Origin of the sequence: Pseudomonas sp. LPH60 (assembly GCF_030718165.1) — a bacterium.
GTDB lineage: Bacteria > Pseudomonadota > Gammaproteobacteria > Pseudomonadales > Pseudomonadaceae > Aquipseudomonas > Aquipseudomonas danubii.
In genome coordinates this window covers 184,355-208,501 of the sequence record NZ_JAVAJH010000002.1, presented here as the reverse complement: position 1 = coordinate 208,501, position 24,147 = coordinate 184,355, and the positions used below count along the sequence as shown (strand labels likewise).

The following is a 24,147-nucleotide window of genomic DNA, read 5'->3' as shown; positions in this document are numbered from 1 at the left end:
TTGACTGGATACGTCATGATTTCTCTGTCCGACCTTTCCCAACTGTTCGTCGCCGACGGCTGGCTGGGTGCCCTGGCCCAGGGCGCGCTGGTGTCCCTGCAGATTTCCGCCGGGGCCTTCGTCCTCGGCCTGGGCATCGGCCTGCTGGTGGCGATGATCAAGCTCAAGGGCCCGCGCTGGCTGGTGAAACTGGCCAACGTCTACACCACCCTGTACCGGGCCATGCCCGAGCTGCTGCTGATTCTGCTGCTGTACTACGCCGGCACTGACCTGTTGAACATGGCCATGGCCGCCATGGACCGTCCGAGTGTCACGGTCAACGGCTTTATCGCGGCGGTACTGGTGCTGGGGATTGTCCAGGGCGCCTATTCGGCGGAGATCATCCGCGGCGCGATCCAGGCCATTCCCCACGGCCAGATCGAAGCGGCGCGGGCCTACGGCATCGAGCGCTGGCTGCTGGTGCGGCGCATCCTGCTGCCGAGCATGCTGCCCTACGCCATGGCCGGGCTGTCGAACCTGTGGCTGGTACTGGTCAAGGACAGCGCGCTGATCAGCATCGTCGGTTACAGCGAACTGCTTTCAGTCGGCAAACAGGCGGCCGGTTCCACCAAGCACTACCTGGTGTTCTACCTGGCGGTCGCGGCTTTCTACTTCGTCATCACCCTGGTGTCCGGCAGCCTGTTCCGTGTGCTCGAGCGTCGCACCAACCGCTGGCTGCCCCAGCACTAGGAGACTCGAATGGACTTTTCCTGGATCAACGGTTTTTCCACAGAGCTGCTGCGCGGCCTGGGCATCACCCTCAAGCTCCTGCTGCTGAGCGGAATCTGCGGCTTTGCCCTGGCGGTGGTGGTGGGCCTGGGCCGGGCGTCGCGCAACCCTCTGATTCGCGCACCGATGCAGTTCTATATCAGCGTATTCCGCGGTACGCCGCTGCTGGTGCAGATCTACATCCTCTATTACGGGGTCGGCAGCCTGTTCGCCGCCTACCCGCCGATTCGCGGCAGCTTTCTCTGGCCCTACCTGCGTGAAGGTTTCTGGTACGTGGCCCTGGCCCTGACCCTGAGTGTCGGCGCCTATGTCGGTGAAGTGCTGCGCGGTGGCCTGCGGGCCGTGCCTCGGGGCGAACTGGAAGCCGCCCGCGCCTACGGCATGGGTTACTGGCTGACCCTGCGCCGGGTGTGGCTGCCCCGGGCCCTGGAGCTGGTGCGCCCGACCCTGGTGGGCGAATGCGTGCTGCTGCTCAAGGCCACGGCGCTGGCGTCCACCGTGGCGGTCACTGATTTGCTCGGCGCCGCCAACCTGGTGCGCGCCCAAACCCTGAAGGTCTACGAGCCACTGCTGGCGGTGGCGCTGATCTACATCATCCTGGCCTTCGCCATTGAGCATCTGTGCGCACGCCTGGGCAACCCCGAACGAAACCGGGCCCCCCAGCGTCAGGCCTGAACCCATTGATTGCACGGGCAACCAAGCCCGTGAGGAGAACAACATGCGTTACTCACCTTTCGTTCAGCGCATCAGCGGCGAATCCGTCAGCGCCTGGGATATTCACTACGCAGCCATCGAGGCTCGGGGGCGCGGCGAGGACGTCATCGTCCTCAGCGTCGGTGATCCGGACTTCGCCACCGATGCGCGCATCAGCGCCGCCGCCAGCGCTGCCCTGGAGCAAGGCGACACCCATTACACCCATGTCCTGGGTCGCCCGGCCCTGCGCGAAGCGATTGCCGCCAAGCAGCGGCGCCTGCTGGGCATCGATGTCAGTGCCGATAACGTGGCCCTGGTGGCGGGTGCACAGAACGGTCTGTTCGCCACCTGCCTGTGCCTGTTCGGCAGTGGCGACGAAGTGCTGGTGCCCGAGCCCATGTACCTGACCTACGAGGCGTGCGTGCATGCCTCCGGGGCGCAGATCGCCTGCGTCCAGCAGCCGGCGGCCAACGGCTTCCGCCTGACCGCTGCGGCCCTGGAAGCGGCGCTGACCGACAAGACCCGGGGCATCGCCCTGGCCACCCCGTGCAACCCCACCGGCAACGTCTACAGCCGCGAAGAGCTGGAAGCCGTGGCCGAAGTGGCGCGCAAGCATGACCTGTGGGTGATCTCCGACGAGGTCTACGGGCAACTGACCTATGACCGCGAACACCTGAGCATCGCCTCAATGCCAGGCATGGCCGAGCGCACGGTGATCCTCAACAGCCTGTCGAAAACCCACGCCATGACCGGCTGGCGCGTGGGCTGGGTGATCGCCCCGCCGGCCCTGGTCGGGCACCTGGACAACCTGCTGCTGTGCATGCTCTACGGCCTGCCCGGGTTTATCCAGGAAGCCGCGCTCAAGGCCCTGGAGCTGGATGAAGAAGTGATCGGCAGCGCCCGCGAGGTCTATCGCCGGCGCCGCGACCTGGTGGTGGCCGGGCTCAAGTCGGTGCACCTGCTCGATTGCCGCGAGCCCGAGGCCGGGATGTTCATGCTGGTGGACGTGCGCCGCACCGGGCTGTCGAGCATGGATTTCGCCTGGCAGCTGTTCCGCGCCACCGGGGTCTCGGTGCTCGACGCCCAGGCCTTTGGGGCCAGCGCCGAGGGCTTCGTGCGGATCTCCTTCACCGTCGCCGACGAGGTGCTCAAGGACGCCTGCCAGCGCATCGCCGGCTTTGTCGAAACCCTGGGCGCACAACGCTAAACAACAGCCCTCGCCACAGTAGCCCGCACAACAAGAATGCATTTGAGCTTGTCGCCCATTTTTCCGCCCACCTTTGAAGGGCCCCCTGCTTGAGAGGTTGACCCCGTGACCGCTTCCGACCAATTCAACTCCACCCATAGCGCCGTCGATCAATACGCCGAACTGGTGCTGCACAACGGCCGGATGTACACCCTCGACCCGGCCCAACCCTGGGCCGATGCCGTGGCCATCCGCCAGGGCAAGCTGATCGCGGTGGGCAGCCTCGCCTCCCTGGCTTCGCTGATCGGGCCCAACACCCGACAGCACGACCTGGACGGGGCCTTCTGCATGCCCGGCCTGCACGACATGCACACCCACCCGGACCTGGCCCTGGCCCCGCGCTACGCCGACGACCTGGACGTGGGCATCGAAGACCCGACTCCCGAGCAACTGGCGGCGGCGATCCACGCCTACGCCGACAGCCACCCCGGCGACGGCTGGATCTACGGCCAGTACTGGGTCCGCTACACCTTCCGCGAAGCCGGCCTGACCCCAGGCCGCGAGTGGCTCGACAGCGTCATGCCGGATCGCCCGGTGGCCCTGCTGGACCGCATGTGGGGCACCATGATGGTCAACTCCAAGGCCCTGGAACTGGCCGGCATCGACCGCCACACCAGCGACCCGCGCAACGGCTACCTGGAGCGCGATGAACTGACCGGCGAACCCAACGGCCTGCTGATCGACGGCGCCTACGCCCTGATCCACGCCGCCATGCCGCCGACGCCCGTCCCGGTACTACGCCGCGCCTACCGCGATGGCGTGCACTTCCAGACCTCGCGCGGCGTCACCGCCACCAAGTACGTGCACGTCTGCGAGAACCGTCTGCAGGCCCTCAAGGAACTGGACGACGCCGGCGAGTTGACCCTGCGGGTGGAGGCGGCCATCAGTTGGCAGGACGATATCTTCCCGGTGCGCCGGCGCTGGGAGCTGCTCAGCGGCGAGCGGCATTTCTATCGCAGCGCCCGCCTGAATGCCAACGCGGTGAAGTTCCACTTCGACGGCACCGTGGAGCCCAAGTCGTCCTACCTGCTGACCCCCTGGCCGGAAGAGTCGAGCTGGCGCGGCAAGCTCAACCTGACCCCGGAACACATCACCGACATGGTGGTGGACATGGACAAGCGCGGCCTGCGGGTGATCGCCCACTGCACCGGCGACGGCGCCTCCGACGTGTTCCTCGACGCCGTGGCCGAAGCCCGGCGGCGCAACGGCAACAGCGGCATCCGCCACCAATGCGCCCACAGCACCTTGCTGCACCCGGGCAACCTCAAGCGCTTCCAGAGCCTGGACGTGATCGCCGAGTTCTCCCCGGCGGCCTGGTACCCGACGCCGTTCGCCAGCGGTGCCCGCTCCGGTTACGGCCAGGAGCGCCTCAAGCGCATCTATGACTTCAAGGGCGTGCTGGCCGCCGGTGGCATCGCGGTGTTCGGCACCGACTGGCCGGTGGCGTCCATCGACCCGTGGCTGGCCCTGGAAACCATGGTCACCCGGCAGAACCCGTGGAACCAGGAACCCGACACCTTCGGCGACCCCATCAGCCTGGAGCAGGCGTTGCAAGTGGCGACCCTCAACGGCGCCCACGCCATGGGCCTGGAACACCTGACCGGCAGCCTGCAGGTGGGCAAGTCGGCGGACCTGATCGTCCTCGACCGCGACCTGTTCGCCCAGGGCGCGCGCAACTACATCCACCACACCCAGGTGCAACTGACCTTCGTCGAAGGGCAACTGGTCTACGACCGCCAGGGCACCTTCAGCGACACGCCGTTGCAGGCAGTGTGGGAAGGCCTGCCGCCGGTGATCGAGGGCAAGGAACAATGAACAGCACCCCGAGCATTCCGGTGACCGTGGTTGCAGGCTTTCTCGGCGCCGGCAAGACCACCCTGCTCAACCGCATGGTGCAGCGCGCCGACAGCGGCCGATTGGCGGTGATCGTCAATGATTTCGGCGAGCTGAACATCGATGCGGCGATCATCGCCGAGGTCACCGACGCGGTGTACAGCCTGCAGAACGGCTGCATCTGCTGCACCGTGCAGGAGGACCTGCTGGCGCAACTGGTGAGCCTGTCCAAGCTGCGCCCGGCCCTGGAACGGATCGTCATCGAGTGCAGCGGCGTCTCCGACCCGCAGCGCATCGTGCAGACCATCGGCTACCCGCAACTGCGCAACCGCCTGCACCTGGACGCGGTGATCACCCTGGTGGACGCCAGCGGCTACCAGGACCTGGAAGGTGAAATGGCCCGGCTGTCCCGGGCCCAGGTGGCCTGCGCCGACTGGGTGCTGCTGAACAAGGCCGACCTGGTGAGCCCCGAGCAGTTGCAGAGCATCCGCGCCAGCCTCGGCGGCCGCGCCCCGGTATTCGAAACGGTGCAGGCCGAACTGCCACCCGAGCTGCTGCTGGCGCCGCCGGTGCGTTCCACCGAAGTGCTGTTCAAGGCCCTGCCCCAGGCCCACGACGAACTGTTCGAAAGCTGGGTGTGGAAAAGCTCGCGGCCGCTGCAGCCCAAGGCCCTGCGCGACTGGCTGGCGCGCCTACCCGCCGACCTGCTGCGCCTCAAGGGCCTGGTGCGCCTGGAAGGCAATGAACAACCCTATTGGTTGCAGCATGTGGGCAACCGCAGCCAGTTCACCCTGGCCACAGGGCAGCCCACCGAGCATGCCGCGCAACTGGTGTTCATCGCCCGCCGGGGCAGCGATCTGCGTCAGGAACTGGAGGCTGGGGTCAGCGATACCCAAGTGCACTGAGCTTCAAGCGGCACGTTTTCAGCCGCTAGCGGCTGCGGTGAGCTGTGCCGAGGGCGAAGGCTTCACGTCGGCGGGTACAAAGCGCACCATGGATCGCTCATTTTCCGCTGAAGCAAGGACGCTACAGATGCTCGATATCCTCCAAGGCACGCCCCTGTGGGTGTACGCGGTCTTCGCCCTGATCGGCTACTACGGCCTGCGCGCCCTCGCCATCACTCGCGAAAGCCGTCGTTCGCTGCTGCTGACACCGGTGATCCTGCTGGTCTGGTCGCTGTGCTCGGTGAACCTTGGCGATCACCCATTGCTGGCGCTGGGCGCCTGGGCCGGTGGTGCCGCACTCGGCAGCCTGCTGGCGATGCTGTTGTTCTCCAGCGCCGGCGTGCTACTGGAGTCCGGCGGCGAGGCGATCCTGGTGCCTGGCACCGTGAAGATCCTCGCCATCTCGCTGTTGTTCTTCGCGGTGAAGTATTGGATCGGCTATCAAACCGCCGTGCACCCCGAACAGGCCGCCAGCGTGCAGATGCTCGCTATCAGTGGCGCCGCTGCAGGCTTTACCGTTGGTCTGTTCTGCGGGCGAGCACTCAAGCTGTTCCGCAACTTCCGGCAACTGCGGCTCAACGCCTGAAAGCGGTGCGGCCATGCCCTTGGAGCACTGGGGAATCTTCGCCGTGCAAACCGGTCTGTAGGGACGGTCCTGTTGCGCGGGTCGCTTGGTCCGTGACATTAGGGTCCGGGTCCAATAGATTAGGCGCCCCCGAAAATCCCCCTGGGCCTTTCGCGCCTCAAACCTGTTAAACCAAGTAGTGGATGTTCAATGCCTGATTCCAACACCGAAGAATCCGTAATCGCCCTGTCCAACAAGGCCGAGTACGAAAACGCCATTCATCTTTCCCAGCACGTGTCCCAGGCCAAGACCATCAGCGAGATGGTGCTCGACGCCTTCCACAGCTCGAAAGAAAGTGACCAGATTCGCGAACTGCGTGCTGCGATTCGCCAGGCCCACGACCGCTTTGACGACGACACCGCCTATGAACTCATGGGCCAGCTCAAGCAACTCAAAGACGCCGAGGCCGCCGACCTGGCCGCCCTGGAAGACCTGAGCAAGAAATTCCCCATCAGCCGGATTCTCTCCAGCTACAAGGACGACCCGGACTTCCAGGAGCTGGTCTACGGCCTGGCCCTGAAAGTGCTGAACCAGACGCACCAGGCCATCAGCAACCCCAGCGGCGGCAAGAGCAAGGCGCGGCCGAAGAAGGAAATGGAAGTGTTCGCCATCAGCAAGGACGGCATCAGCGTCACCCTGCCGATGCGCCCGCGCTCCAAGGCCAACGTCGACCGTGAAGCCTTCGAATTCCTCGGCTTCAGCTTTATCGGCGAAGGCGATGAGGCGGAACTGGAAAGCGAAATGTTCCTCGACAAGAACGGCAACGAGCAGCAAGCGACCCGCAAGAACATCATCACCGCGATCCAGCAACAGACCGCATTCGAAGGCTACAGCGCGCAACAACAGCTGTAACCCGGCCCTTTAGGAGCGAGCTTGCTCGCGAAGGCATCAGCCCGACCTGAGCGCCGAGAAAAAGCCCCGTACTAGCGTGTGAAGTCGGGGCTTTTTGTTTTCAGCGATCCCCGTACTCACGGATCGGGTACATCGCGCACAACGCTTCGGTCTGTTGTCGGAACTGCTCCTGCAATCCGGGCTCCAGGGTGTATTTCTGCTCGCCGTGGGGCTGCACCTGATCGAGTATCCGGCACACCAGGTCGACAATCTGGCGACACCCTTGGGCGTCCACGTGGCGCTGGGCGATGGAGCCGGTGCCGATACACAAGCCATTGGCGGCAAATGATGATCGGTTTTCCCTCGGACCGCGTTTTTTGCTGACGATGATTCCACACTTCTCCAGCGCCGATTCGGCGATGGAGCCGCTGATGCCGCCACGCAAGCGCAGCAGGATCGTGTGATTTTCCGTTCCGCCCCCCACAACCTCGTAGTCCCGCTCCATGAACGCGCAAGCCATTTCATCTGCCGTGGCGCGAATCCGCCCCATGTAGGCATCAAACAGCGGGGACATCGCATAGCCCAACGCGGCAGCCTTGGCGGCAATCACGTTGACGGCAGGCGCGCCTTGCATACCGGGGGAAACCGCTTGTTCGAGAACCCGGCGAAAACTCGACCTCAGTCCAGGCACTTTGGTGTCTGCATCACGACCGGAAAGAATCAGACCTCCACGCGGGCCGGCGAGCTGCTTGTGGGTGCAGGTGATTGTGACGTGCGCGGCATCGATCGGGCTCGGATGGCGCCCTGTGGCCACCAGCCCGGCGATATGGGAAATATCGGCAAGCACGATGGCCCCGGCCTCATCGGCAATGGCACGAAAGCGCTGGAAGTCCACGACCCGAGAATGGGCCGTCGCCCCGCAAATGATGATCCGCGGACGATGGGCCATCGCCAGTTGGCGCACTTCTGCGTAATCGATCTCCCCCTGGGATGTGATGCCGTAGCGAACAGCCTTGTAGTTGGCCTCCGCGAAGGCTTCCACTCGACCATGTGCAAGGTGCCCACCCTGTTCGAGGGCCATGCCCAGGATCGTATCCCCCGGCTCGGCCAGCGCCGTCAGCACCTGGTAAATGGCATTCGAGGCCGAGTGTGATTGCACGCAGGCGTATTGGGCAGAGAACAGCTCCCGAGCGCGTCGGATCGCCAGAGCCTCAACCCGATCAACGTTTTCACACCCACTATAATGACGCCGGCCGGGAGCGCCCTCGACCGTGACGTTGACCAGCGCCGAGGCTGATGCCGCCAAGCTCCGGGGGCCGGCCGCGCAGGAAGATGAAACCAAAGACAGTGTGCGGTGTTGGCGCGTGACTTCCGCGTCCAGGATGCTTGCCAGCTCCGTGTCTTCAGCGCGCAGATCGGCCAAGCCACGTCGCAGCAGGTCGGCCTGGGTCCTGAGTGGTTCAGTGTCAGCTGCCATTGTTCTGTGTCCCTTCCTTGTATGTTGCGCGCCACGAACGACAGCACGCTTCCTGGATATCACGTTCGTTTGCCTGCATCGGGCTTATCCAAGCCTCGGCGTCAGACTCTATAAGGCGCAACAAAATTAATCAAAGAATTAAACATTTTCCAAATTAAATGCTGCCTTTCTTATCGAGGAAGGGCAGCCTCGGCCATACGTTACCGAGAACCTTCACTGTCGAGCGCCATGACGCCAAGCCTACGGGACTGTATTGTCATGGCCGGCGCATGCGACAATTTTTCTTCAGTGACGCTGATCCAGCACCTGTCGGAGAGCTTGATCACTCAGTAAATCGACAGCGAAATGTGCCGGGATGGAGGCGGCAATCTAGCCGTTCTCGCCTCGGCGTCGGGTGACTGGATGCCTGATGCGGCTCTGTCACTGTTGAAGATTCAATGGGTTACGGCCAAAAGGAAGTGGTGAGTATCAGATGCACAAGAGAGAAAGAACCGAGCATTTAAAAAGCAACATCAAGTACCTGATCAAAAGCCGTGGTGAGACACAACTGTCTTTGTGCAATGCCAGTGGCCTTACCAGAACGACCATCTACAACATTCTGGAAGGCAAGGTCACCAACGTACAGCAGTCCACCATTCGAAAAATCTCCGACTTTTTCGGCGTCTCCTACGAAGAAATAGAGACTGTCGACTTTGAAGAAAAGGAGATCATCGAGAGCAGCATCTCCCCTCAAGGGAACATGAACCCAGCGGCCGTTCCGATCATCAAGGAGAGTCTGCTGATAGCCAACATGGACAAACGAATTGGAGAGTTGGCGATACTCTATCCATTGACTTACTACTTCGGCACTTCCCACAACTTGATAGCAGTGCTGCTGGAGAGCGAGATCAACGGCATGAATGAACCCGGCGATCTACTGATCGTACAAAAGGGCTCATCGAGTGACGACAAAGAGAAACTGGCTTACGACAAACTGACAGGAAAGCTGCTTATCTTGAATGATGTTTGTTCCGACTCAGATCGCATGATTCTAGTGGGCGATATCATTGAGGAGCGGTTCAATGTCGATCCATGAAGCTGAAATCGAAAATAGCAAATACAAGCTTCTGGGCTTTGACAACAACAAAAAACTTGCTGTCATCATGATTATCGCCACAGGCAAGGTCATCAAAATCAAGTTAAGAGAGGTACTTAATAGTGAAATAATGGACAACCTGAACAAAGCGGAAATCAAAAATCTGTATCGAAAGCTCTACTCACAGGGAGACACGCTAACAGCATACGACCTGAATGATCGCCATGAGAATTCATGGATGATTTATATCATCCTGAATCTGCTGCTCGTTACATTTTATATTTTCACCAGTATTGCTGCGACAAAACCTATCTACTTGGAATCGCTAGATATCATTATCACTCCCGGGACCTTTCTTTACTCCCTAACCTTTTTAATTGTTGATTTATTAAACGAAAACTTCGGACTTCGACTAGCAAGAAAAGCCATCTTTTTTGCATTCGCAAGCACCTCCACGGTCTTCATCCTACTCTATGGTTCGACCTTCCTCCCCGGACTGCCCGGCTGGAGACTCGATACACCTTACAATGATGTGGTCACTCAGGTTTCATCAGTACTCGTGGCTTCATCCATCTCATTTCTTATTTCTGAAAATATAAATTCCTACTTGCTGTGCAAGATAAAAGAACTGACAAATTCCAGATTTCTGTTCCTGCGAATCTTCTTGAGTACCTTTTTTGCGGTGATCATCGATAGCTTTCTATTTTGCTACATCGCCTTTTATGGACTAATGAAGAACAGCGACATCCTCAACATGATCTACTTTCAGATCGCGATCAAAGTATTCTTTGCGCTCTTCAATATCTTGCCAGCCTACGGTGCAAGGTCACTATTCAAGAAATACATGACCTGCGGGCAAGAAAAATAATATGGCGTAAGGGCCTTCTCCTGAAGACCCATTAACGACCCTTGAATAAAAAGCCCCGCACTCCTCAGGAAGTGCGGGGCTTTTTGTCTGGGACAACAAATCAAGCCGAAGCGCTTCTACCCGCCATGCGCCGCAGTACATGCCCCTGGCCTTTGACACAATGCAGGATCACCGCCGCCACATGGCCCACGATCAGTACCAGCAAGGTCCAGCCCAGCAGGCTGTGGAAGCTGTTGCCCAGGTCGGTCATCCACTGGATCTTCGGCCCTTCGAAGCCGCTCATCACCGGCAGCCCGAAGGCGGAAAACGCTCGCCCGGAACCGTACTGGCGCAGCAGGCCGAGAAACGGGATGGCGAACATGCCGGCATACAGCAACCCATGCCCCAGGCGCGCGGCCAGGTTCAGGCTCGGCGGCCGACGATGGCGGTTCAGCAGGCTCCAGAGCAGCCGCACCAGCAACAACCCCATCAATAGCAGCCCCACTTGCTTGTGGGTCGGCCAGAGGAACTTGTCCAGTGCCGACTCCTCCAGCAGGTAATGGGCAGCAGTCGTGCAATAGATCCAGGCAAAAGCCAGCGCCATGGCCCAGTGCAACCCACGACTGACCGTGCCGTAGCGCGCCTTGGAGTCGTTCATTTCAATACGGCTTTGCATGACATCCACTCAGGCTTAATCAACGAACCGGCAATTTTACCCAGCCCGGGGATCGTACTGGGCCGAAAAACTTTAAATGATGTAACGACGCGGCAAAAAAAACCCCGCGCTTCTTACGAAGGCGGGGCTTTTCTGTGGCCTGGACAGCTTAGTGCGCGTAGGTCAGCAAGAGCTCGGTCGGGGCCTTGAAATCCACCGACATCATCACGCTCAGCGCGGTGATGGTGAAGATCGAGAACACGAACAGCTTGCGCGCCCACACGGTGTCATCCACCGCCTTGTAGCCGGTCCAGGCCATGTACAGCCAGTACATGCCCATCGCCGCCGCTACCGCCAGGTAGCTCATGCCGGCGTAACCGCTGAAGGTCAGCATCAGGGTCGCCACCAGGAACGCCAGGATGTAGAGCAGGATGTGCTTCTTGGCCACGCGAATACCGCGCTTCACCGGCAGCACCGGAATCGATGCGGCCAGGTAATCGTTGAAGCGGAAGATCGCGATGGCGTAGGAATGCGGCATCTGCCACAGGCTGAACATCACCAGCAGGGTCAGCGCGGCCATGTCGAAGCTATTGCTCACGGCCACATAACCGATCACCGGCGGCATGGCCCCGGACAGACTGCCCACCAGCGTGCCGTGAACCGACTTGCGCTTGAGGTACAGGCTATAGAGGCCGACGTAGATGACAAAGCCGATGACCGCGAACAACGCGGCCAACGGGTTGGCCACGTAGTACAGCAGGGCGACGCCGGCGATCCCGAGGAGGGAGGCATAGACCAGGGCCGCTTCCAGGGAGATCAGGCCCTGGACCAGCACCCGGTTCTTGGTGCGCTCCATCTTCAGGTCGATGTCACGGTCGATGCAGTTGTTGAACACGCAACCGGACGCTACCACCAGCGAGGTGCCGATCATGGCGGCCAGGAAAATGGCCAGATCGACATGCCCTTTCGAGGCCAGGAAAAACCCGCCTGCCACAGAAAGCACGTTACCGAAAATGATCCCCGGTTTGGTGATTTGGATAAAGTGCTTGAGCGACATCGGGTTTACCTCACTTGGCCATCATGACGGTGTGGATGCTGAACATGATCCACAACGACAGACCAACCAGCAGAACAATGACCAGCGCGGCGAAGATGAACGCCACCACGTTGTTGCGCTGTGCCGCGGAACGGTCCAGGTGCAGGAAGTACACCAGGTGAACGATCACCTGGATGACCGCGAACGCCAGGACGATCCACAGGGTCACGTCTTTGGGCAGCGACGGGTACATCACCAGGCCGAACGGGATCAGTGTCAGGATGACCGACAGGATGAAGCCGATGGCGTAGGACTTGACGCTGCCGTGACCGGCTTCGTCGTGGGAGTGTGTGTTGGCCATTTACATAGTCCCCATCAGGTAAACAACGGTGAATACGCAGATCCACACCACGTCCAGGAAGTGCCAGAACAGGCTCAGGCAGCTCAGACGGGTCTTGTTGGTCGCCGTCAGGCCGTTTTTCTGCACCTGATACATCATGATCGCCATCCAGATCAGACCACTGGTCACGTGCAGACCGTGGGTGCCGACCAGGGTGAAGAACCCGGACAGGAAGCCGGAACGGCTAGGGCCGTAGCCTTCGGAGATCAGCAGGTGGAACTCGTTGATCTCCATGCCGATGAAGCCCAGGCCGAACAGGAAGGTCATGCCCAGCCAGCCCAGTACCTGCTTCTTGTTGCCCCGGAAGAACGCCAGCATGGCGAAGCCGTAGGTGATCGAACTGAACAGCAGCAGAGCGGTTTCGCCCAGTACGTAAGGCAGTTCGAAGATGTCGTGGCCCGACGGGCCACCCGCTACGTTGTTAACCAGTACCGCGTATACCGCGAAGATCGACGCAAACAGAATGCAGTCGGTCATCAGGTAGAGCCAGAAACCGAATACGGTCATCTCGCCCGAGTCGTGGTGATGGTCATCGTGCCCATGGTCATCGACATGGGCGTGTCCAGCATTGGTCACTAAGTTCGACATGGATTAAGCCTGTTCCAACGAGGTTTCAACACGGGTAGCCGGGATCTTGTTCTCCGATACCAGACGCTTGTGCTGCTCGGCTTCGATGCGTTCGATCGTCTCGACCGGCACCATGTAGCCTTGATCATCACGGGCAGCGTGGATCGCGAAATAGATCACGGTGCCGGCCAGGCTTGCGATGGCCAGCCACCAGATGTGCCAGATCATGGCGAAACCGAACACGGTCAGCAGGGCCCCCATGACCACACCGGTAGCGGTGTTGTTGGGCATGTGGATCGGCTGGTAGCGGCTTGGCTTCGCGTAGGCGGTACCGTCTTCCTTGGCTTCGGTGAACGGATCGATGCCGTCGGCTTTGGGCAGTACCGCGAAGTTGTAGAACGGTGGTGGCGACGAGGTCGACCATTCCAGGGTGTGGGCGTTCCATGGGTCGCCGGACACACACATGTTCTGCTTGCGGTCACGCACGCTGACGTACAGCTGGATCAGCTGGCAGGCGATACCCACAGCGATCATCAGTGCACCCACCATGGCCACGTACAGGTATGGCACCCACTCAGGGTTGGTGGTGGCGTTCAGACGACGGGTCATGCCCATGAAGCCCAGTGCATAGAGCGGCATGAACGCGACGAAGAAGCCCGAGATCCAGAACCAGAAGGCAGCCTTGCCCCAACCTTCATGCAGCTTGAAGCCGAAGGCTTTCGGGAAGTAGAAGCTGAAGCCGGCGATGTAGCCGAATACCGCGCCGCCGATGATCACGTTGTGGAAGTGAGCGATCACGAACAGGCTGTTGTGCAGGACGAAGTCCGCACCCGGAATGGCCAGCAGTACGCCGGTCATGCCGCCGATGGCGAAGGTCACCATGAAGCCCAGGGTCCACAGAACCTGGCTGGTGATGCGCAGACGGCCGTGGTAGATGGTGAACAGCCAGTTGAACAGCTTCACCCCCGTCGGGATCGAGATCAGCATGGTTGCCAGGCCGAAGAAGGCGTTGACGCTGGCCCCCGAACCCATGGTGAAGAAGTGGTGCAGCCAGACCATGAAGCCCAGGATCGAGATCGCGCCGGACGCGTAGATCATCGAGTGGTGGCCGAACAGGCGCTTGCCCGAGAAGGTCGAGATGACTTCGGAGAAGATACCGAACGCCGGCAGGATCAGGATGTACACCTCGGGGTGACCCCAGGCCCAGAACAGGTTCACGTACATCATTGGATTGCCACCAAGTTCATTGGTGAAAATGTGGAAATCCATGTAACGGTCAAGCGTCAGCAGTGCCAGGGTAGCGGTGAGGATCGGGAACGAAGCCACGATCAGCACGTTGGCCCAGGTGCAGGTCCAGGTGAAGATCGGCATGTCCATCATCTTCATGCCCGGGGTACGCATTTTCAGCACGGTGGCCAGGAAGTTGACCCCCGTCAGCGTTGTCCCCAGCCCTGATAGCTGTAGCGCCCAGATGTAGTAGTCGACACCCACGCCCGGACTGTATTGCAGGCCCGACAGTGGCGGATAGGCAACCCAGCCGGTCTTGGCGAATTCGCCAACGCCCAGGGACAGGTTGATCAGCACCACGCCCGATACCAGCAGCCAGAAGCTCAGGGAGTTGAGGAACGGATAAGCCACGTCACGCGCGCCGATCTGCAGCGGCACGACCAGGTTCATCAGGCCGGTGAAGAAAGGCATCGCCATGAAGATGATCATGATCACACCGTGGGCGGTGAAGATCTGGTCATAGTGTTCAGGTGGCAGGTAGCCAGGCGAACCCTCGGTGGCCATGGCCAGCTGGGTACGCATCATGATGGCGTCGGCGAAGCCACGCAGGAGCATGACCATGGCGACGATGATGTACATCACACCGATTTTCTTGTGGTCGACGGACGTCAGCCACTCGGTCCACAGGTAGGTCCACTTCTTGAAGTAGGTGATTGCCGCGAACAGCGCCACACCGCCGAGCGCGATCATGGCAATGGTCACCATGACAATCGGCTCGTGGAACGGAATCGCTTCCAGACTTAATTTACCAAACATCGTTTACTCCTCTGCCCCGGCAGCTGAATGCGAACTCACGTCCATCCCTTCGGTTGCGGCCACTTCCTTTTCTTTCTTCTCGTGCTTGAGCGGCTGGCCCGGTTTCATGCCTTCATACTTGTCGATGATGGTCTGGAACAGGTTCGGCGCGTACGCGGAGTAGAGTTCTACAGGATTGTTCTGGCTCGCCTTGGAAAGGGCTTCGTATTCAGCGGTGTCCAGCTGTTTAGGTGCCTTCTTGACTTCGTTTACCCAGGCGTCGAAATCTTCCTGACTGGTTGCGATCGCTTTGAATTTCATGCCGGTAAAGCCCGCGCCGCTGTAGTTGGCGGAGATACCTTCAAGCTCGGTGTTCTGGTTGGCAATCAGGTGCAGCTTGGTGGTCATGCCCGCCATCGCGTAGATCTGGCCGCCCAGGCCCGGGATGAAGAACGAGTTCATCACGGTGTCGGAGGTCACGCGGAAGTTCACCGGGGTATGGGCCGGGAACACGATCTTGTTGACGGTGGCGATGCCTTGCTCGGGGTAGATGAACAGCCACTTCCAGTCCATTGCCACCACTTCGATGGTCACCGGCTTGACGTCGGACTCTAGCGGACGGTACGGGTCCAGGGCGTGGGTCGACTTGTAGGTGACATAACCCAGGGCAATGATGATCAGCACCGGAACCAGCCATACGGCGATTTCGATCTTGGTGGAGTGGGACCACTTCGGCGCGTAGGTCGCGTCCGTGTTCGAGGCGCGGTATTTCCAGGCGAAGGCGAAGGTCATGATGATGACCGGCACAACCACCAGCAGCATCAGGATGGTTGCCGTGATGATCAGGTTTCGTTCATCCAGACCGACCTGACCCTTAGGATCGAGCAAGGTCCATTTGCAGCCTCCCAGCATCAACATGCCGAGCAGCGGCAATAAGCCTAGTAATCTGGGGTACCTGTTTTTACTCATCTCACGACCTCTAAAGCAGCTTGCGCAATGCAGTTGGGTTTTGATCGCCAACACTTCACCCTGCCAAGGGTTGGCATTTTTCTTCAATGGAATAAGGGCCTGCCCGTTGCGTTAAACGCTCAACGACACATCCCGGGCTAGCAGTGGTTCTTATTCGATCTCGTGGTCAAAGGCCTTGTTACAGACCAATTCCATTTGGTGCGGAAGTTTGGAAGGCGCCGACACCCGCAGTCGCATGGAGCGCTCAATCCGCCCCTCGACCGTCCTCGTGTGCTCAGGGATGAGCAGCGTCGGAAATTCAGTGCGGGCGATTGTAGATATGTCGCGTTTTATAAACCATGTCTTATCCCGAAATAATTTTTATCGCTGGTCGCAACAATCGCTCACGATTGTTGCAAAGGATCGCAATCATAACGATTTTCATTATCAACAAAAACCCCCAAAAAGGACTTTAAAAAGCCCCGCCACCGGACCTCTACCCACCCCTGAAAGCCGCCTTTCATATGGCTTCACCCCTTGTAAAACGGGGTCTGTGAAGAATTGTATAGATAGCAGGCTATGGGTTTTCCCCAACAACGCGGCTTACATAAACTGACAGACTTGTATGGAACCAGTTGCCCGGAATGCAGTCTGTTGGCAGCCCCCGGCCGCCCGCCTGCGGCCGCAACAGTGTGACAACATGTCGCACTTTTGCCGCACCCTCACTTGCCGCAAATCACGGACTTTTCAACGGCTGGATGAACGACATGAAAAAGCCCCGGCCCCTGTTGAGGGACCGGGGCTTTTCCGGGTGAATCAGTAGGTTTTCTTGCGATTGCGCACCACGCCCAGGGGCACCAGAATCACCGTCAGCACGAACGCCAACAGTGCCCACTGGGCCAGGGACAGCCCAAGGATCGGCGGATACGGCGTGGAGCAGAAGCCGTCTACCTGAAAGCCCAGGGGAAAGATCGTCGCCAAGGGCAGGCTGTCGACAATCGGCTGCAGCACGTCAATGCCACAGCTCACTGCTGGATAGAACTGGGTGTACACATGGTGCCCGGCCACTCCCGCGCCGGCGATGGCACTGATCACCACCAACGTCTCCATGATGGTGATACCACGCCGCGAACTCAGGGCCGCGCCCATGAAGGCGAACAGTGCAATCAGCAGCAAGGCGTAGCGCTGCAGGATGCACAGAGGGCAAGGCGCCTCGCCCAATACCACCTGCATGTACAGGGCACCGCCGATCAACGCCAGGCAGATAACCCCCAGCAGCACCAGGAAGCGCCGTTCACGTCCCAAACGCAGTCTGTCGTCACTCATCCCTTTTCCTTTTTTCTGTTGTCTGTCCAACCGGGCCACCTGTGCTGCTCACGGCAGCCCACGGTTGAATTGCGAAGTTGATCTGATTGCCATCGGGTGCCCGGAAGTCTACACGCTGATCATGACCTTTGAATGCATTGCATCGAAGGCAATACCCAAGGTTTACGGGCCTGGGGGACGCACAATGAAAGGGCCGGCATGGCAGCGCCATCCCAGCATGGTGGGGAATTAACGACAGGCAGGTTAAGCAAGGATTAACAAGCCAGCCCCATTGCAGGGCTGGCTTGTGCAGGAGTCGCGAGGGTTATTCCAGGGCCGCCGCCGGGCCGAAGAACTCGTAGCGACTTTGTTGCTCGGGAATGCCCAGGGCCTTGAGATGGCGCTTGATGGCCGCCATGAAGCCCTTGGGCCCGAGGAAATAGGCATCCAGATCACGCTGCTCCGGCAACCAGTCGGCCAACTGCTCCCGGGTCAGCAACCCCAGTTTGTCTGCTGCTGGGCTGATGCCGTCGTCTTCGGCGTAGCAGTAGAAACGCTTGAGCTGTGGATAACGTTGCGCCAACTCGTCGACCCAGTGGCGAAACGCATGCACCTGGCCATTGCGTGCACAGTGGATGAAATGCACCGGGCGCTCGGTCGCCAACGCGGCCTCCAGCATCGGCAGGGTCGGGGTGATACCAACCCCGCCACTGATCAGCACCAGGGGCTTGTCGCTGGCCTCCAGGGTGAACTCACCCGCCGGCGGAAACAGCATGATGCGCGCGCCCACCGGGCACTGGTCATGCAGGTAGTTGGACGCCACACCTCCGGCCTCGCGCTTGACGCTGATGCGGTACTGGCCCTGGCTGGTAAGCGCCGACAGGGAATAATTGCGCCGCACTTCCTGGCCTTCGATGAAGAGCTGCAAGCCAATGTACTGCCCAGGCTCGGCGGCGAGGATCGGCCCCCGGTCCAATGGCTCGAAATAGAAGGAGGTGATTTCCGCGCTCTCCTGGACCTTATCCACCAATGTGAATTCCCGCGCGCCCCGCCAGCCGCCGGGTGCCTGGGCCTTCTCGTCGTAGATGGCCGCCTCGGCGCCGATCAGGATATCCGCCAACTGGTTGTAGGCCGCGCCCCAGGCATTGATCACTTCAGGAGTGGCGATCTCGCTGCCCAGCACCTCGGAAATGGCCCGCAACAGGCAGGCGCCAACTATGGGGTAATGCTCCGGCAGGATCTGCAGGGCCACATGCTTGTTAATGATCTTGGCCACCAGGTCCCCCAGTTGGTCCAACTGGTCGATATGCCGGGCATACATCAGTACGCCATTGGCCAGGGCCCGGGGCTGATCACCGCTGGCCTGGTGGGCCTGGTTGAACAGCGGACGCACCTGGGGGTACTCGGACAGCATCATCCGGTAGAAATGGGTAATCAGGGCTTCGCCACCGCTTTCCAACAGGGGCACAGTGGATTTGATGATGGCGCGATCTTGAACGCTTAGCATAGGGACAACTCCTGGACTTTTTGACTGCTTGCAGGTTGCCCTTAACTAATCAGTTTCCATGCCAGAATTTAAATCGTTATAAATCAATAACTTAAAATATAAATAGTCATAAAGACACGCCGACCTTTATAGTCATTAAGACAACGCGGAGTCCTTATGACTGCAAAATCCCTACTCACGACCCTACTGCCACTGGTGACCGACCTGTCTCGGGAACTGCCTGAGGGCGAACGATATCGCCGCCTGCTGGAGGCCCTGCGAGCCCTGCTGCCCTGCGATGCCGCCGCGTTGCTGCGCCTGGATGGCGAATGGCTGGTGCCGCTGGCGGTCAACGGCCTGAGTACCGATACCCTGGGCCGGCGCTTCAAGGTCAGCGAGCACCCGCGCTTTGCCGCCCTGCTCAGCAGCCCGGGACCGACCCGTTTTGCCAGCGACAGTGAACTGCCCGATCCCTATGACGGCCTGGTGGAAGGTCTCGACGATCACCTGGAAGTCCATGACTGCATGGGCTGTCCGCTGTTCGTCGATGAACGCCCCTGGGGCCTGCTGACCCTCGATGCCCTTGATCCGCAACGCTTCGAGCCTATCGAGCTGGACGCCCTGCAAGCCTTCGCCAGCCTCGCTGCCGCCACGGTCAGCGCTGCCGAACGCATCGAGCGCCTGGCACTGCGCGCCGAAAACGAGCACCAACGGGCCGAAGTCTTCCGCCAGGCCAGCGGGCAGAACCGCGAGATGATCGGCCAGAGCAAGGCCCATAAGCGCTTGCTGGAAGAGATCAATCTGGTTGGCGGCAGCGACCTGACCGTGCTGATCACCGGGGAAACCGGCGTTGGCAAGGAACTGGTGGCCCAAGCCATTCACGCGGCTTCGCCCCGGGCGGAGCAACCGATCATCAGCCTCAACTGCGCGGCCCTGCCCGAAACCCTGGTGGAAAGCGAGCTGTTCGGCCATGTGCGCGGCGCCTTTACCGGGGCCACCCAGGATCGTCGGGGGAAATTCGAGCTGGCCAATGGCGGCACCCTGTTTCTCGATGAAGTCGGTGAACTGTCGCTGACGGTACAAGCCAAGCTGCTGCGGGTGCTGCAAAGTGGCCAATTGCAACGCCTGGGCTCGGACAAGGAACATCAGGTGGACGTACGCCTGATCGCCGCCACCAACCGTGACCTTGCAGAAGAGGTGCGCAACGGTCGCTATCGCGCCGACTTCTACCACCGCCTCAGCGTTTATCCACTGCGGGTGCCGGCCCTGCGGGACCGGGGCCGGGACGTGCTGCTGCTCAGCGGCTACTTCCTGGAACAGAACCGCTCGCGCATGGGCCTGGGCAGCCTGCGCCTGAGCGCCGATGCGCAACAGGCGCTGCTGGCCTACAACTGGCCGGGCAACGTCCGCGAACTGGAGCACTTGATCGGCCGCAGCGCCCTCAAGGCCTTGGGCAACTGCCGTGAACGGCCGAAGATCCTCAGCCTGGATGCAACGGACCTGGACCTGCCGCGGGTCAGCGAAAAGGCGCCTGCCGTGCCCGAGCAAGCCCTTGAAAGCGCGCCTCTGGCCCTCACCAACGGCGATCTGCGCCAGGCCACCGAGCACTATCAACGCCAACTGATCAACGCCTGCCTTGAACGGCACCAGCACAACTGGGCCAGTGCCGCCCGTGAGCTAGGCTTGGACAGGGCCAACCTCAGCCGCCTGGCCAAGCGCCTGGGCCTGCGGTAGAGGCCAAGGGCCTGCTCGCTGGAGCGGGCGTGCCAGCAAAGGGCACGGCGTAAATCCAGGGACCCGCGCAGCGGCCGACGGAAAGCAGCCTCGCCGCTAAAGCCCGTCCTGAATACGTCGATAACCCGTTATCAAGGGTTGTCCGTGGGTCGAGCCACAAGCCAATTTTTTCCAGAGAAGGTTTTTATGTCCTCCAACAAAGCCCGCGCAGACTCGCTTTCGCTTCTGCTGTTTACCTTGCGCAGCGGCAAGCTGATGGCAATCAACCTGCTTAAAGTCAGTGAAATCATTCCCTGCCCGCCGCTGACCAAGCTGCCGGAATCCCACCCCCATGTGAAAGGCATCGCCACCTTGCGCGGCAACTCGCTGTCGGTGATCGACCTCAGCCGGGCCATCGGCGAGCGCCCCCTGGCCGACCCGGACAGCGGTTGCCTGATCGTCACCGACGTCAGCCGCTCCAAACAGGGCCTGCACGTGCAGGCGGTGAGCAAGATCGTCCACTGCCTGACCACCGATATCCGCCCACCGCCCTTTGGTTCCGGCGGTATCAAGTCCTACATCACCGGCGTGACCCAGGTGGACGGCACGCTGGTGCAAGTGCTGGATATCGAGAAAGTGATCCACGGCATCGCCCCGGCGCAGATCGAGATGGCGCCCACCGAACTGAGCATGGAAGACGCCGATGCCCTGGGCAATGCGCGCATCCTGGTGGTGGACGACAGCCAGGTAGCGCTGCAGCAATCGGTGCACACCCTGCGCAACCTCGGCCTGCAATGTCACACCGCCCGCAGCGCCAAAGAGGCCATCGACTGCCTGCTGGAACTGCAAGGCACGGCCAACGAGATCAACCTGATCGTTTCGGACATCGAGATGTCGGAAATGGATGGCTACGCCCTGACCCGGACCCTGCGGGAAACCCCGGACTTCGCCCATCTGTATGTGTTGCTGCACACCTCGCTGGACAGTGCCATGAACAGCGAAAAAGCACGCCAGGCCGGAGCCAATGCGGTACTCACCAAATTCTCCTCGCCGGAACTGACCCGCTGCCTGATCGACGCTGCCAAGACCATCGCCAGCCAGGCAGCCTGAGCCATGAGCGAGGTCCACTGCCTGCTGCTGCGTCGTGACCTCAGTGTCCCCCAGGCCACGCCACAGTGGCCGGCGGGCATCACCCTGCAGCACTACAGCCCGGAACTGGCCGAAGCCGTGCATCAACTGCTGCACCAGGGCTACCAGGACGGCGGTGGCCAGGTGCCGCCCCTGGAAAACTGGCGCCGGGCCTTCGAAACCGATGCCGAGTACGACCCTCAACTGTGCCTGGTGGTGCGGGATGCGCAGGGCGTGGTGGCGGTGGCCCAGTGCTGGACCAGCGCCTATATCAAGGATCTGGTGGTGCACCCTCGGGCCCGTGGTCAAGGACTGGGCCGCGCCCTGCTGCTACAAGCCTTCATGATGTTCGCCGAACGCCGGGAAGGCTTTGTCGATCTCAGGGTGCTGGAGGACAACCTGCGGGCGCGGCGCTTGTATGAAAGCACCGGCATGCATATCGTGCGTCGCGAAGTCCTGCCCTAGGCGACAGCCATCAAGACCCGACAGCTGGCGTGCAACTTGCTTCGACACGGCTCCTGGCCGCGTCAATAACAGCATTTATGGCGCTATCCCTGTCGACCCAGAACGGTTTACTCGCTCCATGAATACTCAGTTTTCCTGCGTTGGTTGCGGCAAGTGCTGCAACGATCACCATGTGCCCCTGACCCTCACCGAAGCCCGGGCCTGGGCCGCCGACGGCGGTCAGGTGATCGTCCTGGTGGAGGCTTTCCTCGGCAATGGCCTGGGGCTGCCGGCGCAACAGCGCGAGCACGCCGAGCGCCGTTCCTGCCGGGTCAAAAGTGGCAGTACCGAGGCCTACGTGGCGATCACCTTTGCCGCCTACAACGTCGGCCCCTGCCGGAATCTTGACGAAGACCAGCTCTGCCGCATCTATGAGCGTCGCCCCCTGGTGTGCCGTATCTACCCCATGGAGATCAATCCCCATATCCCCCTCAACCCGCAGGCCAAGGAGTGCCCGCCGGAATCCTGGGAACAGGGGCCGCAACTGATTCTGGGGGGAGCACTGGTGGATAGGGAACTGGCCGAGCTGATCAGCCGCTCACGCCAGGCCGACCGCGACGATATCCACACCAAGGAAGCCATTTGCGCCCTGCTCGGCATTCGCACCACGGCCCTCAAGGGCGACGGCTTCACCGCCTACTTGCCCGACATGAATGCCCTGGCCAAGGCCATCGATCAAGTTCAGGCAGCGCCCCCCGTGGCATCCAGCCAGCCCTGGCGCTTTCACCTGTCCGGAAACGACATCGCCGGCCAGGTCCAGGCTGCCGGCGCCCAGGTGGTCAGCGAAGCGGCCCTGGACTATGCCTTCATCTCGCTGCGCGCCGCCTGACCCCGCAGGATCAGGCTGGCCGGCGAACCGGCCTATCCGCGCTTATGCCAGAACTCCTGGGCCAGTTGCCGCAAATCCCCCGCCAGCCCGGCCACGTCGCCTGAATTGACATGACTGAGCTGGCCGGCACTGACCGTCACTTCACAGGCATTGCGAATACCCATGATGTTGCGGTTGATGTCCTCGCTCACCGCGCTCTGCTCCTCCACCGCCGCGGCAATCTGCAGGCTCATTTCGGTGATCTGATTGACCCGCTGGCTGATGCCGTCCAGGGCCACCGCGGCGCGCTGGGCCTGGTCGACGCTGCTTTCCACATGCGCACTGCTGTGCTGCATGGCCTCCACGGCATGGCGCGCCGCATTTTGCAGGGTGCTGATCATGCGCTGGATTTCGTTGGTGGAATCCTGGGTCCGCTGGGCCAGCCCACGGACCTCATCGGCCACCACGGCAAAGCCACGCCCCTGCTCCCCGGCCCGCGCCGCCTCGATGGCGGCGTTCAGGGCCAGCAGGTTGGTTTGCTCGGCGATGCTGCGGATCACCTCCAGCACCCCGGAAATATCCGTGCTGTGGCCTTCCAGCTGATGAATGACTTCGGTGGCCCGCTCCAGCTCGCTGGCCAGGCGCAGCACCGCGCTGCGGCTTTCGCCCACCAGTTGATGACCTTCACGGGTTTCGCTTTCCGCCTGATCCGCCGCCACCGATGCTTGCTGGGCATGGGTGGCGACCTCGGCCACGCTGGCGGCCATCTGGTGAATGGCGGCCGCCACCTGATCGGTTTCCGCCTGCTGCTCCAGGGTGCTGTTGTGGCTGCTGTGCAGGTGTTCCACCAGCTCTGCGGCATGCCCGGCCAGGCGCTGGGACGCATCGCCGATCCGCCCCACCACCGCACCCACTTGGGCCTCGAGCATCTGCAAGGCGAACTCGATACGCCCGAACTCGTCGGCACGACCGGTGTAGATGCCCTGGCTCAGTGGGTTGTCGCCGATCTGCCGGGCACGCTCGGCGAGGCGATCCAGCGGGCGCATTTGCATACCGACCGCCACCAGACTCAGGCACCAGCCCATGGCCATCACCGTGCCCTGGAGCATCCAGGACTCGGGCAGCAGCCAGGCTGAAACCCCGAAACTGCCGATAAAACCGGCGCTGATGGCGGCCCACAGGCGCAAGCGCAAGCTCACCACCGGCAGCAGGCTCCAGCCTGAACGCCCGCCCTCC

The 24,147-nt window shown here is 61.1% G+C and carries 23 protein-coding genes; 13 read left to right on the top strand and 10 right to left on the bottom strand.

Features of this window, described 5'->3' with window-relative positions; translation table 11 throughout:
* Positions 1-15: 15 nt before the first annotated feature.
* The 7 genes from Q8O96_RS06510 to Q8O96_RS06480 all read left to right on the top strand — a co-directional run bounded on the left by Q8O96_RS06510 (position 16) and on the right by Q8O96_RS06480 (position 6,961).
* Positions 16-729, top strand: a complete 714-nt coding sequence (locus Q8O96_RS06510; protein WP_047305985.1) for an ABC transporter permease — start codon at positions 16-18, stop codon at positions 727-729.
* A gap of 9 nt (positions 730-738) precedes the next feature.
* Positions 739-1,443 (top strand): ABC transporter permease, encoded by a 705-nt coding sequence (locus Q8O96_RS06505; RefSeq protein ID WP_102860356.1) that lies wholly within the window; start codon positions 739-741, stop codon positions 1,441-1,443.
* 43 nt (positions 1,444-1,486) lie between these two features.
* Positions 1,487-2,668 carry a pyridoxal phosphate-dependent aminotransferase gene (locus Q8O96_RS06500; RefSeq protein WP_102860355.1) on the top strand — a complete coding sequence of 394 codons (1,182 nt, stop codon included), beginning with the start codon at positions 1,487-1,489 and terminating at the stop codon, positions 2,666-2,668.
* Between the two features lie 105 nt (positions 2,669-2,773).
* Positions 2,774-4,522 carry an amidohydrolase gene (locus tag Q8O96_RS06495; protein ID WP_305948563.1) on the top strand — a complete coding sequence of 583 codons (1,749 nt, stop codon included), beginning with the start codon at positions 2,774-2,776 and terminating at the stop codon, positions 4,520-4,522.
* Positions 4,519-5,445, top strand: coding sequence for a GTP-binding protein (locus Q8O96_RS06490; protein ID WP_060840933.1), 927 nt, complete (start codon positions 4,519-4,521; stop codon positions 5,443-5,445). Before Q8O96_RS06495 ends, Q8O96_RS06490 begins: the two co-directional genes overlap by 4 nt.
* Before the next feature lie 127 nt (positions 5,446-5,572).
* Positions 5,573-6,070 carry a DUF6622 family protein gene (locus Q8O96_RS06485; RefSeq protein WP_221810934.1) on the top strand — a complete coding sequence of 166 codons (498 nt, stop codon included), beginning with the start codon at positions 5,573-5,575 and terminating at the stop codon, positions 6,068-6,070.
* A 189-nt stretch (positions 6,071-6,259) separates the two neighbouring features.
* Positions 6,260-6,961, top strand: a complete 702-nt coding sequence (locus Q8O96_RS06480) for a hypothetical protein (RefSeq protein ID WP_305948562.1) — start codon at positions 6,260-6,262, stop codon at positions 6,959-6,961.
* 100 nt (positions 6,962-7,061) lie between these two features.
* On the opposite strand, the gene glyA is transcribed toward Q8O96_RS06480, so the two are convergent.
* Positions 7,062-8,417 carry a serine hydroxymethyltransferase gene (gene glyA / locus Q8O96_RS06475; protein WP_102860350.1) on the bottom strand — a complete coding sequence of 452 codons (1,356 nt, stop codon included), beginning with the start codon at positions 8,415-8,417 and terminating at the stop codon, positions 7,062-7,064.
* A gap of 472 nt (positions 8,418-8,889) precedes the next feature.
* Between glyA and Q8O96_RS06470 the strand changes: the two genes are divergently transcribed.
* A complete protein-coding gene (locus Q8O96_RS06470; protein ID WP_102880852.1) occupies positions 8,890-9,492 on the top strand; it encodes a helix-turn-helix transcriptional regulator in 603 nt (200 codons plus the stop codon).
* Complete coding sequence (locus Q8O96_RS06465; RefSeq protein ID WP_123394009.1) at positions 9,479-10,360, top strand: queuosine precursor transporter; 882 nt, start codon at positions 9,479-9,481, stop codon at positions 10,358-10,360. The genes Q8O96_RS06470 and Q8O96_RS06465 overlap by 14 nt, the downstream gene beginning before the upstream one ends.
* A gap of 100 nt (positions 10,361-10,460) precedes the next feature.
* Here Q8O96_RS06465 and Q8O96_RS06460 read toward each other — a convergent pair whose 3' ends face one another.
* The 8 genes from Q8O96_RS06460 to hmpA form a co-directional block, all read right to left on the bottom strand.
* Positions 10,461-11,015 carry a cytochrome b gene (locus tag Q8O96_RS06460; protein ID WP_305948561.1) on the bottom strand — a complete coding sequence of 185 codons (555 nt, stop codon included), beginning with the start codon at positions 11,013-11,015 and terminating at the stop codon, positions 10,461-10,463.
* Positions 11,016-11,163: 148 nt separating this feature from the next.
* On the bottom strand, positions 11,164-12,051 hold the full coding sequence (cyoE, locus tag Q8O96_RS06455) for a heme o synthase (protein WP_102860346.1): 888 nt from the start codon (positions 12,049-12,051) through the stop codon (positions 11,164-11,166).
* Between the two features lie 10 nt (positions 12,052-12,061).
* Positions 12,062-12,391, bottom strand: coding sequence for a cytochrome o ubiquinol oxidase subunit IV (gene cyoD / locus Q8O96_RS06450; protein WP_102860345.1), 330 nt, complete (start codon positions 12,389-12,391; stop codon positions 12,062-12,064).
* Positions 12,392-13,018 (bottom strand): cytochrome o ubiquinol oxidase subunit III, encoded by a 627-nt coding sequence (locus tag Q8O96_RS06445; RefSeq protein WP_025129487.1) that lies wholly within the window; start codon positions 13,016-13,018, stop codon positions 12,392-12,394. It abuts the gene before it with no gap.
* A 3-nt stretch (positions 13,019-13,021) separates the two neighbouring features.
* Positions 13,022-15,040: a cytochrome o ubiquinol oxidase subunit I gene (gene cyoB, locus Q8O96_RS06440; protein ID WP_102860344.1), complete on the bottom strand. Its 2,019-nt coding sequence runs from the start codon at positions 15,038-15,040 to the stop codon at positions 13,022-13,024.
* Between the two features lie 3 nt (positions 15,041-15,043).
* Positions 15,044-15,988 carry a ubiquinol oxidase subunit II gene (gene cyoA, locus Q8O96_RS06435; protein WP_102860343.1) on the bottom strand — a complete coding sequence of 315 codons (945 nt, stop codon included), beginning with the start codon at positions 15,986-15,988 and terminating at the stop codon, positions 15,044-15,046.
* 795 nt (positions 15,989-16,783) lie between these two features.
* Complete coding sequence (locus Q8O96_RS06430; RefSeq protein ID WP_115580870.1) at positions 16,784-17,293, bottom strand: disulfide bond formation protein B; 510 nt, start codon at positions 17,291-17,293, stop codon at positions 16,784-16,786.
* Positions 17,294-17,597: 304 nt separating this feature from the next.
* Positions 17,598-18,779 (bottom strand): NO-inducible flavohemoprotein, encoded by a 1,182-nt coding sequence (gene hmpA / locus Q8O96_RS06425; protein ID WP_110596363.1) that lies wholly within the window; start codon positions 18,777-18,779, stop codon positions 17,598-17,600.
* A gap of 156 nt (positions 18,780-18,935) precedes the next feature.
* Between hmpA and norR the strand changes: the two genes are divergently transcribed.
* The 4 genes from norR (at position 18,936) to Q8O96_RS06405 (ending at position 22,932) form a co-directional block, all read left to right on the top strand.
* Positions 18,936-20,492 carry a nitric oxide reductase transcriptional regulator NorR gene (norR, locus tag Q8O96_RS06420; protein WP_110596362.1) on the top strand — a complete coding sequence of 519 codons (1,557 nt, stop codon included), beginning with the start codon at positions 18,936-18,938 and terminating at the stop codon, positions 20,490-20,492.
* A gap of 186 nt (positions 20,493-20,678) precedes the next feature.
* Positions 20,679-21,581: a chemotaxis protein CheV gene (locus tag Q8O96_RS06415; RefSeq protein WP_102860339.1), complete on the top strand. Its 903-nt coding sequence runs from the start codon at positions 20,679-20,681 to the stop codon at positions 21,579-21,581.
* A gap of 3 nt (positions 21,582-21,584) precedes the next feature.
* A complete protein-coding gene (locus Q8O96_RS06410) occupies positions 21,585-22,064 on the top strand; it encodes an N-acetyltransferase (RefSeq protein ID WP_305948560.1) in 480 nt (159 codons plus the stop codon).
* Between the two features lie 118 nt (positions 22,065-22,182).
* Positions 22,183-22,932, top strand: a complete 750-nt coding sequence (locus tag Q8O96_RS06405; protein ID WP_115580874.1) for a YkgJ family cysteine cluster protein — start codon at positions 22,183-22,185, stop codon at positions 22,930-22,932.
* 32 nt (positions 22,933-22,964) lie between these two features.
* Here Q8O96_RS06405 and Q8O96_RS06400 read toward each other — a convergent pair whose 3' ends face one another.
* The gene (locus Q8O96_RS06400; RefSeq protein WP_371826168.1) at positions 22,965-24,020 is read right to left on the bottom strand and encodes a methyl-accepting chemotaxis protein; all 1,056 of its coding nucleotides are present in this window, start codon (positions 24,018-24,020) and stop codon (positions 22,965-22,967) included.
* Positions 24,021-24,147: the final 127 nt, after the last annotated feature.

Bases quoted from the DNA above. Each gene is read 5' to 3' on its own strand.
- Q8O96_RS06445 (WP_025129487.1), bottom strand. From the start codon at position 13,018: ATGTCGAACTTAGTGACCAATGCTGGACACGCCCATGTCGATGACCAT.
- hmpA (WP_110596363.1), bottom strand. From the start codon at position 18,779: ATGCTAAGCGTTCAAGATCGCGCCATCATCAAATCCACTGTGCCCCTG.
- Q8O96_RS06405 (WP_115580874.1), top strand. From the start codon at position 22,183: ATGAATACTCAGTTTTCCTGCGTTGGTTGCGGCAAGTGCTGCAACGAT.
- Q8O96_RS06485 (WP_221810934.1), top strand. From the start codon at position 5,573: ATGCTCGATATCCTCCAAGGCACGCCCCTGTGGGTGTACGCGGTCTTC.
- Q8O96_RS06510 (WP_047305985.1), top strand. From the start codon at position 16: ATGATTTCTCTGTCCGACCTTTCCCAACTGTTCGTCGCCGACGGCTGG.
- Q8O96_RS06480 (WP_305948562.1), top strand. From the start codon at position 6,260: ATGCCTGATTCCAACACCGAAGAATCCGTAATCGCCCTGTCCAACAAG.
- cyoA (WP_102860343.1), bottom strand. From the start codon at position 15,988: ATGAGTAAAAACAGGTACCCCAGATTACTAGGCTTATTGCCGCTGCTC.
- Q8O96_RS06500 (WP_102860355.1), top strand. From the start codon at position 1,487: ATGCGTTACTCACCTTTCGTTCAGCGCATCAGCGGCGAATCCGTCAGC.
- Q8O96_RS06505 (WP_102860356.1), top strand. From the start codon at position 739: ATGGACTTTTCCTGGATCAACGGTTTTTCCACAGAGCTGCTGCGCGGC.
- glyA (WP_102860350.1), bottom strand. From the start codon at position 8,417: ATGGCAGCTGACACTGAACCACTCAGGACCCAGGCCGACCTGCTGCGA.
- cyoD (WP_102860345.1), bottom strand. From the start codon at position 12,391: ATGGCCAACACACACTCCCACGACGAAGCCGGTCACGGCAGCGTCAAG.
- cyoE (WP_102860346.1), bottom strand. From the start codon at position 12,051: ATGTCGCTCAAGCACTTTATCCAAATCACCAAACCGGGGATCATTTTC.
- Q8O96_RS06400 (WP_371826168.1), bottom strand. From the start codon at position 24,020: ATGCTCCAGGGCACGGTGATGGCCATGGGCTGGTGCCTGAGTCTGGTG.
- Q8O96_RS06470 (WP_102880852.1), top strand. From the start codon at position 8,890: ATGCACAAGAGAGAAAGAACCGAGCATTTAAAAAGCAACATCAAGTAC.
- Q8O96_RS06410 (WP_305948560.1), top strand. From the start codon at position 21,585: ATGAGCGAGGTCCACTGCCTGCTGCTGCGTCGTGACCTCAGTGTCCCC.
- Q8O96_RS06460 (WP_305948561.1), bottom strand. From the start codon at position 11,015: ATGCAAAGCCGTATTGAAATGAACGACTCCAAGGCGCGCTACGGCACG.
- Q8O96_RS06465 (WP_123394009.1), top strand. From the start codon at position 9,479: ATGTCGATCCATGAAGCTGAAATCGAAAATAGCAAATACAAGCTTCTG.
- cyoB (WP_102860344.1), bottom strand. From the start codon at position 15,040: ATGTTTGGTAAATTAAGTCTGGAAGCGATTCCGTTCCACGAGCCGATT.
- Q8O96_RS06430 (WP_115580870.1), bottom strand. From the start codon at position 17,293: ATGAGTGACGACAGACTGCGTTTGGGACGTGAACGGCGCTTCCTGGTG.
- norR (WP_110596362.1), top strand. From the start codon at position 18,936: ATGACTGCAAAATCCCTACTCACGACCCTACTGCCACTGGTGACCGAC.
- Q8O96_RS06490 (WP_060840933.1), top strand. From the start codon at position 4,519: ATGAACAGCACCCCGAGCATTCCGGTGACCGTGGTTGCAGGCTTTCTC.
- Q8O96_RS06415 (WP_102860339.1), top strand. From the start codon at position 20,679: ATGTCCTCCAACAAAGCCCGCGCAGACTCGCTTTCGCTTCTGCTGTTT.